Raw genomic sequence first — 6,790 nt, forward strand, 5'->3', positions numbered from 1 at the left:
GCCGAAATCCGCTTCCAGGTAATTCTCCGGACATATCAGAGAATTGTGGGGCGCCTTGTTAATCAGTCGATTGATGGGTAGGGGCAACGACGACATGAAATGAATTCCGAGGGGCGGGGTAAATGAAGTCATCGGACGCTGCGCAACTGAGAGCCGGGCTCCGCTCCTTCATCTCGCGGGAAACGTCGGGCGCCTGCTCGATCCGGGTGCCGAGACGCACCAACATCTACAACTGCGGCCAGCGCGACAGCAACATCTACGTGATCGAGAGCGGTCAGGTCAAGACCCAGATGTACGCGCGCTGCGGCAAGGAATGCCTGCTCTCGATCTTCACCGCCGGCGACATCTTCGGTGAGTCCTCCCTGCTCGGGGCCGAACGCAGCGAGACGGCCACCGCCATGCGGACCACCTGGGTGCGCCGCATTCCGGCCGCCCGATTCCGCGCCGCCATGGCCGAGAACGAACTCATGGACGGATTCATCGACTATCTCGCGCTACGCCTGCGGGAACAGCAGGAAGTGATCGCGACAATGGTCACGATGGACAGCGAGCAGCGTCTGGCCTCCGTTCTGCTGCGCTTATCCAGAAAGATCGGTAAGCGCCGTGCCCCGAATGTGCGGGCCATCGAGGAACGCATCACCCAGGAAGAACTCTCCGGCATGGTCGGCACCACCCGGTCGCGCGTCGGATTCTTCCTCAAACGATTCAAGGACGCCGGCCTGGTCCTGCCCACCTCGGACCCGTACCTGGTCGTGGACGAGGAACGCCTGGCCGAGTACGTCGACGAGGTCAACTGACGGCCGGCGAGGTCAACCGACGGCCGGCGAGGTCGGCTGACGGCCGGCGAGCCGCCCCCGGCCCGGTCCGCGCGCGGCGGGCCGGGCCGGGCGGCGTTCAGCAGGAGATCAGCTCGAACGGCACCGCCGGCCGGCCGCCGAACCACTGACCCGCCGCGTTCACGAACCCCTCCAGCGGCACCCGGGCCCCGCCCGGCGGCACCCCCAGCGCCGACAGGTACGCCGCGTGCGCCTCGACCGAGGCCAGCGCCGCGTCCAGGTGCCCGGTCACGTCCACCGCGTGCGTCGGCCGCACGGAACCGGCGATCGCCACGTACTTGACGCCGCCCCACGGCTCGGCCCCCGCGTCGGGCAGGATCCAGCGGTTGCCCGCGTCGAGGACCGCGTCCAGCACGGCCCGGCCGGTGACGCGGTGGTCGGGGCTGTTCCACTTCCCGGTGAAGGTGAAGTCGTGGTGATTGAAGGTGATCACCAGCTCGGGCCGGTGCCGGCGCAGCGCCGCCACCAGATCGTGCCGGAGCCGGGGGGAGTGCTCGATCCCGCCGTCGGGATGGTCGAGGAACTCGACCGACGAGACGCCGACGATGGCGGCGCTCGCCCGCTGCTCCTCCTCCCGCACCTTGCGCGCCTGGTCCGGCGGCATCGAGTCGATGCCCGCCTCGCCGCGGGTGAGCAGGAGGTAGCCGACCTGCTTGCCGGCCCCGGTCCAGGCGGCCACGGCGCCGGCGCTGCCGAACTCCATGTCGTCGGGGTGGGCCACGACGGCCAGTGCTCTCGTCCAGTCATCGGGCATGGGCTGTAAGTCGTCCGTCATGTCATTCCCCCTGACATGACGGAAGATCGCTAAACCTGATCGTCCGGCCCGTAGCGGCGGGCGATGTCCTGAGAGGAGGGCCAGCGGCTGTAGGCCGGTGAGCGCGGCCAGCCGTCGGGGGAGTCCTGCCACTCCTCCTGCCGCCCGTACGGCAGCAGGTCGATCAGCGCGAAGGTGTGCGTGAGCTGCTCGGTGCCCCGGCCGTCGGTGTGCCAGGTGCGGTACACCGCGTCGCCGTCGCGCAGGAACACGTTCACGGCGAAGCCCGCTCCGGGCGGCGCGCCGACGTCGGCCCCGAACGGGCTGCCGGCCGTCGAGTACCAGGTCATCCGGTTGCCGACCCGCCGCCGGTAGGCCAGTGCCTCCTCGATCGGGCCCTGGGTGACGACGACGAACCGGGCGTCGTAGTCGTCCAGGAACTCCAGGCGGGTGAACTGCGCGGTGAACCCCGTGCATCCCGGGCACTGCCACTCCTTGCCGGGGAACCACATGTGGTTGTAGACGATCAGCTGCCGCCTGCCGTCGAAGACGTCCGCCAGCCGGACCGGCCCGTCCTCGCCCTCCAGGACGTAGTCGGGCATGCGCACCATCGGCAGGCGACGGCGCTGGGCGGCGATGGCGTCGAGCTCACGGGTGGCGGCCTTCTCCCTGGCCCGCAGCTCGTCGAGGCGGAGCCGCCAGGTCTCGGCGTCGACGACGGGCGGTAGTGCGTTCGCGCTCATGGTCCCTCACTGTTCGGTCGCGGCCTGCGATGCACAGGGACAGACCCGCCGCGGACGCGAAACTCATCGGCGGCCCCGCATCCCGCCGAGCTCGCCCGCACGGACTCCTGAGCACGTCCGGGCGGTAGCCTTCTACCTCGGGTAGAACCCGGCAGGAGGCGCGGATGCAACTCGGCAATCTCGAACGGTCGATCATGGAAGCCCTGTGGCGGCATCCTCAGGGCATGTTCGCCCACGACCTCGCGGCCGGCCTGCCCTCCCAGCCCGCCGTCACGACGGTGCTGACCGTGCTGATGCGCCTGGCGAACAAGGGGATGGTCGCCCGCGAGCGCGTCGGCCGGGCCCACCTCTACAAGGCCACCGCGGGCAAGGACGCCTTCGTCGCCGAAGCCATGCGCGCGGCGCTGGCGGAGGCCGGCGACGTGGTGGCGGCCGTGCAGCGGTTCGTCGGCACGGTGACGCCCGAGGTGGCCGCGGCGCTGCGCGAGGCGCTGGAGGAGCAGGACGGACCGGCGCGGTGATCGCCTGGTTCGTCGCCGCCGGGGTGGCGCTGCTGCCGGTGACGCTGGGCGGCCGCGTCGCCCGCGCGCTGGCCGGAGCGGGCTGGTCATATCGTTGCCCGCGGGCGGCGCTGGCGCTCTGGCAGGCCATCGGGCTCGGCGCGGGCCTGGGCGCGGTCGGCCTCGGGCTGGTGGCCGCGGTCGCGCCACTGGCGGCGGTGTTCCCGCACGGCATGCACACGCTGCTGCGGCAGATCGTCAGCGGCCACGGGCTGGACGGCCTCGGCCCGCTGCACCTGCTGGCCCTGGCCTGGTCGGCGGGCCTGCTGAGCTGGCTGGCCGGGCACACGGCGCGGGCCACGGCCAAGACCCTTCGCGAGCGGCGGCGGCAGCGCCTGCTGGTCGACGTGGTGGCCGACCACCATCCGGCCTACGACGCCTACGTGCTGCCGGTGGCCGGGCAGGTGGCCTACTGCGTGCCGGGCAGACGCCGGCGCATCGTGCTGAGCCAGGGCACCCTCGACGCGCTGGCGCCGGCCGAGCTGCGGGCCGTCCTGGAGCACGAGCGGGCGCACGCGCGCGGCCGTCACCACCTGGCCCTGCTGCCGTTCGTGGCGTTGTCGCACGCGTTCTCGTGGCTGCCCGCCGCGCGCACGGCCCGCGAGGCGGTGGCCGTGCTGCTGGAGATGATCGCCGACGACCACGCCCGCCGCGTGCACGGAGAGCTGCCTCTGGCGCGGGCCCTGGTACGCATGGCGGCCGGTGGCGCTTCGCCGGGGGCGGCCACGTTCGCCCTGGCCGACGCCGGTGTGGTGGAACGGCTGGAGCGCCTGCTCGACGGTCGCGGCCGGCCCCGCTGGGTGTCGGCGGCGGCCTACTCGGCGGCCGTCCTGCAGCTGAGCGGGCCCCTGGCGGTGCTGACCGCGCCGCTGGTCTGCTTCGCCCTCTAGCGGCCCTGATCCTGATCGCGGCCGCGGTCGTCCTGGTGCGCCCCCTGCCGGGCCGGACCAGGCCGCCTTCGCCGCCGAGTTCGACGGCCAGGTCCAGACGTTCTGCGTATCCTGGGCAGGCCGCCCGGAAAGAGGTGTCCCTGTGTACGAGATCGTGGCCGCTCTCGCGCCTCCCGTCGTGGTCGGCGGAGCCTTCATCGTCGGCGTCGTCCACCTGGTGCGCGCCGAAGGGCGGGCCAAGGCCGCCGAAGCCCGGGCCGCGCGCGAGCGGGCGGCGGCCACGCCCGACCCCGGACAGCAGCCGGAGCCGCGGGCCGACGGCTGACCCCGCGCCGCTACCGGCCGGGCTCGTCGCCGCCGGGCCGCACGTGCCCGGTGTGCCCGCCGCCCGCCTCGGCCGCGTAGCGGAGCAGGTGGCGGGCGGACGCCTCCAGATCGGCGGCGGCGGTCACGCACGCCGCCAGATGGGCGGTCACCGCCGAGCGCAACCAGGCAGGCGTCCCGTCGCCCGCCTTCAGCCCCGCCTCGACGGCGCGCAGCCGCTCGGCGCAGGCGGCGAGGGCGCGGGCGTCCGCGCGCAGGACTTCGGCGTGCGCGACGATCGCGGCGATCCGGGCGGGCATGGCTCCTCCGTCAGCCCGTCGGCACCGGGACGGCGGCGTCCCGGAGCGTCCGGCGGGTGGTGGCCGACAGGCACAGCAGCGGGCGGGCGCCGTCGAGGCCCAGCTCGCGCAGCCGTCCGGCCAGCGGGTGGGCCGAGCGCGGCTCGACGGCCAGCCGCAGCGACGGCGCCGCGTGCAGCCGGGCCCGCCCGCGGGCGCGTACGTGGGACCGCAGCACCGCGCCGGCCTCCCGGGCGTAGCCGACCAGGCCGGGATCGTTCAGCGGCAGGCCGGGGCCGAGCCGCCCGCGCAGGGTGAGGATCCGGTCGGCGGCGAGGTGCGCGGACCGCGCGCCGAGCCGCAGCTCCAGAGCCGTCAGGTACGTCTCGCCGCCCCACAGCCGCGCGCCCAGGGCCTGGACGACCGCGCTGTCGACCGCGGAGCCGACGAGGAAGGCGCCGGAGCGGCGCACGTCCGCGGCCCGCAGCAGGTCGGGAGGACCGAGGCCCCGCCACGGCGGGCCGGGCTCCGGCGACCGGAACGGCCCCGGCACGACGACGCCGACCTGCAGCTCCGCGTAGTCGCCCACGCCGGTGCGCCGGTTGCGGGCGGCGTGCACGACGACCAGCGCCCGCCCCGCCACCCGTACGACGGGACCGAGCCCCGTGCCCTCCAGCAGCCCCGCCACCGCCGCCGGGCTGACGGCGAAGCAGGCCATGAGCGCCTCGCCGTCGCGGCAAATGATCGGCAGCTCGACGACCCCCTCGGGCCCGTCCACCGGCACGGTCCGGAAGGGCGACCGCTCCGGCGCGGGCGGACGGTCGAACAGCAGGTACGCCTGGGAGCGCACGACCCGCCCCCGGTACGGGGCGAGCCGCTGCTCGATGACGTCGCGGGCCTCGGGCAGGTCGTCGGTGAGGTTGGCGAGGTAGCGCTCGATGCTGTGGCACTGCGGGAACATGTGGGTGGAATCGCTGTAGTCCACCACGTACCAGTCGGGGTGCAGGTCGAAGCAGGTGCCGGCGCCCTGCCCGTCGAGGGTGGGGATGATGTCGTGCTGGTTGGTGACGCTGGCCACCCAGGTGCGCGGGTCGGCGGGGCGTTTGAAGTCGACGGGCGAGCCGACGGCGACGGCGTGCGTGACCGTGTGCCGGGCGCAGAAGGCGGGGTCCTGGGCCAGGTTCATGATCGCCGCCCCGCCCGCGCTGTGCCCGACGAGCGCCAGTTCGGCGCCCGGCGGCGGCCCGTAGTCGGCGACGGCCTGTGCCAGGGCGCGGCTGTAGGGGCTGGCCGCCAGCACGGCGCTGCTGAACGCGCCGAGCAGGTCCTGGGGCGACTCGCCGTCGGGACGCCCGAGGCGCATGCCCGGCGCGTGCAGGACGTGCCGGATCACGCCGTCCGGCCCCTCGACGCTCTGGAGGAGGGCCCGCCCGGTGGTGCCGATCGTGCTGATGTTGGACAGGAAGCCGAGCAGCGACCCGCGCGCGCACAGCCGGGCGGACTCGGCCGCGCTCAGCTCGACCCGGCGCGCGGCGCCCTCCCCGACGTCGAGGACGGCGATCGCCCTGTTGCTCAGCCCGAGGAGCGGATCGGCGGTGGCGAAGCCGCGTCCCGTCGCGATGAGCCAGGCGGCGGCGTCGTTGAGCGGGTTCTCGTCCAGCAGCGCGCGCAGCGCCAGGACCTCGCCGAAGACCGGCGCGAGCTGGCTCAGCGCGCGCACCGCGCCACGGTCCTTGAACAGGGCGCGCAGGGCCCGGACGGCCTCCACGTCGCGGTCGGCGGCGGCCGCCTCGATGAGCCGGGCGAGCATGGGGTCCTCGGTCAGCTCGGGATGGGCGACCGCCACCGCCGCCACGCGCAACCGCAACGACGTGGCCAACACCCGTACGGCCAGGCTCTCGGCCCCCAGCATGGCGCCGGCCTTGGCGGCCGCGGTCGCCAGCCGGCCGCCGGCGAACGAGTAACCGAGGCCGCGGCCGTTCGTCGTGGCCCGCAGCAGCGCCCGATAGGCGGGCCGGGCCGCCGACGGGGCGCGCGGCACGGCGCGCAGCAGCGCGTCGTCGGTCAGCGCGGCCGTGGCGTGCGACGCCGCGCCGTGGATGGTGACCGCGACGTCCGCCAGCTCCCGGGCCAGGGCGCGCAGGGGCCCGGCGGCCGGATCGTCGTCGCCGGTCACGGCCGGGCCCGCCGGGACATGCTGACGAAGCGGGGGGCCGGGTCCTCGGGCGTGTTGCGGCGCAGCACGTCCGACAGCGTGCGCGTGGCCGCGATGACCCGCAGGCCCTGGGGGGAGAACGTGGCGGCGTTGAAGATCCGCGGCGCCAGCAGCGGGTTGGTGAGCGCCTGGGAGAAGGCGTCGATGGCGATGATCTTGGTCAGCAGCGGCGGCAGGATCGCGTCGGGGG

The 6,790-nt window shown here is 74.3% G+C and carries 8 protein-coding genes and 1 pseudogene; 4 read left to right on the forward strand and 5 right to left on the reverse strand.

The genetic code is table 11. The features are described from left to right. The first annotated feature begins 122 nt into the window (after positions 1–122). Positions 123–797 (forward strand): Crp/Fnr family transcriptional regulator, encoded by a 675-nt coding sequence (locus ACWCSD_RS44350; protein WP_397166519.1) that lies wholly within the window; start codon positions 123–125, stop codon positions 795–797. 97 nt (positions 798–894) lie between these two features. Here the strand turns inward: ACWCSD_RS44350 and ACWCSD_RS44355 are convergent, their stop codons facing one another. Together ACWCSD_RS44355 and ACWCSD_RS44360 are read right to left on the reverse strand one after the other, a co-directional pair. Then, positions 895–1,611, reverse strand: coding sequence for a PIG-L deacetylase family protein (locus ACWCSD_RS44355; protein ID WP_449924336.1), 717 nt, complete (start codon positions 1,609–1,611; stop codon positions 895–897). A 29-nt stretch (positions 1,612–1,640) separates the two neighbouring features. Then, positions 1,641–2,333: a DUF899 domain-containing protein gene (locus ACWCSD_RS44360; RefSeq protein ID WP_397166517.1), complete on the reverse strand. Its 693-nt coding sequence runs from the start codon at positions 2,331–2,333 to the stop codon at positions 1,641–1,643. A gap of 164 nt (positions 2,334–2,497) precedes the next feature. Between ACWCSD_RS44360 and ACWCSD_RS44365 the strand changes: the two genes are divergently transcribed. The 3 genes from ACWCSD_RS44365 (at position 2,498) to ACWCSD_RS44375 (ending at position 4,108) form a co-directional block, all read left to right on the forward strand. After that, positions 2,498–2,854 (forward strand): BlaI/MecI/CopY family transcriptional regulator, encoded by a 357-nt coding sequence (locus ACWCSD_RS44365; protein ID WP_357994884.1) that lies wholly within the window; start codon positions 2,498–2,500, stop codon positions 2,852–2,854. Further along, complete coding sequence (locus ACWCSD_RS44370) at positions 2,851–3,783, forward strand: M56 family metallopeptidase (protein ID WP_449924341.1); 933 nt, start codon at positions 2,851–2,853, stop codon at positions 3,781–3,783. The genes ACWCSD_RS44365 and ACWCSD_RS44370 overlap by 4 nt, the downstream gene beginning before the upstream one ends. Before the next feature lie 142 nt (positions 3,784–3,925). Further along, the gene (locus ACWCSD_RS44375) at positions 3,926–4,108 is read left to right on the forward strand and encodes a hypothetical protein (protein ID WP_387665508.1); all 183 of its coding nucleotides are present in this window, start codon (positions 3,926–3,928) and stop codon (positions 4,106–4,108) included. A 10-nt stretch (positions 4,109–4,118) separates the two neighbouring features. On the opposite strand, the gene ACWCSD_RS44380 is transcribed toward ACWCSD_RS44375, so the two are convergent. From ACWCSD_RS44380 to ACWCSD_RS44390, 3 genes and pseudogenes are all read right to left on the reverse strand, one after another. Further along, entirely contained in the window at positions 4,119–4,406 is a 288-nt protein-coding gene (locus ACWCSD_RS44380; RefSeq protein WP_397166513.1) for a hypothetical protein, read from the reverse strand. Between the two features lie 10 nt (positions 4,407–4,416). Continuing rightward, entirely contained in the window at positions 4,417–6,561 is a 2,145-nt protein-coding gene (locus ACWCSD_RS44385; RefSeq protein WP_449924345.1) for a hypothetical protein, read from the reverse strand. Further along, positions 6,558–6,790 (reverse strand): annotated as a pseudogene (locus ACWCSD_RS44390) (peroxidase family protein); the annotation flags it as partial. The gene ACWCSD_RS44385 and the pseudogene ACWCSD_RS44390, both read right to left, overlap by 4 nt.

The organism is Nonomuraea sp. NPDC001684 (assembly GCF_053596515.1).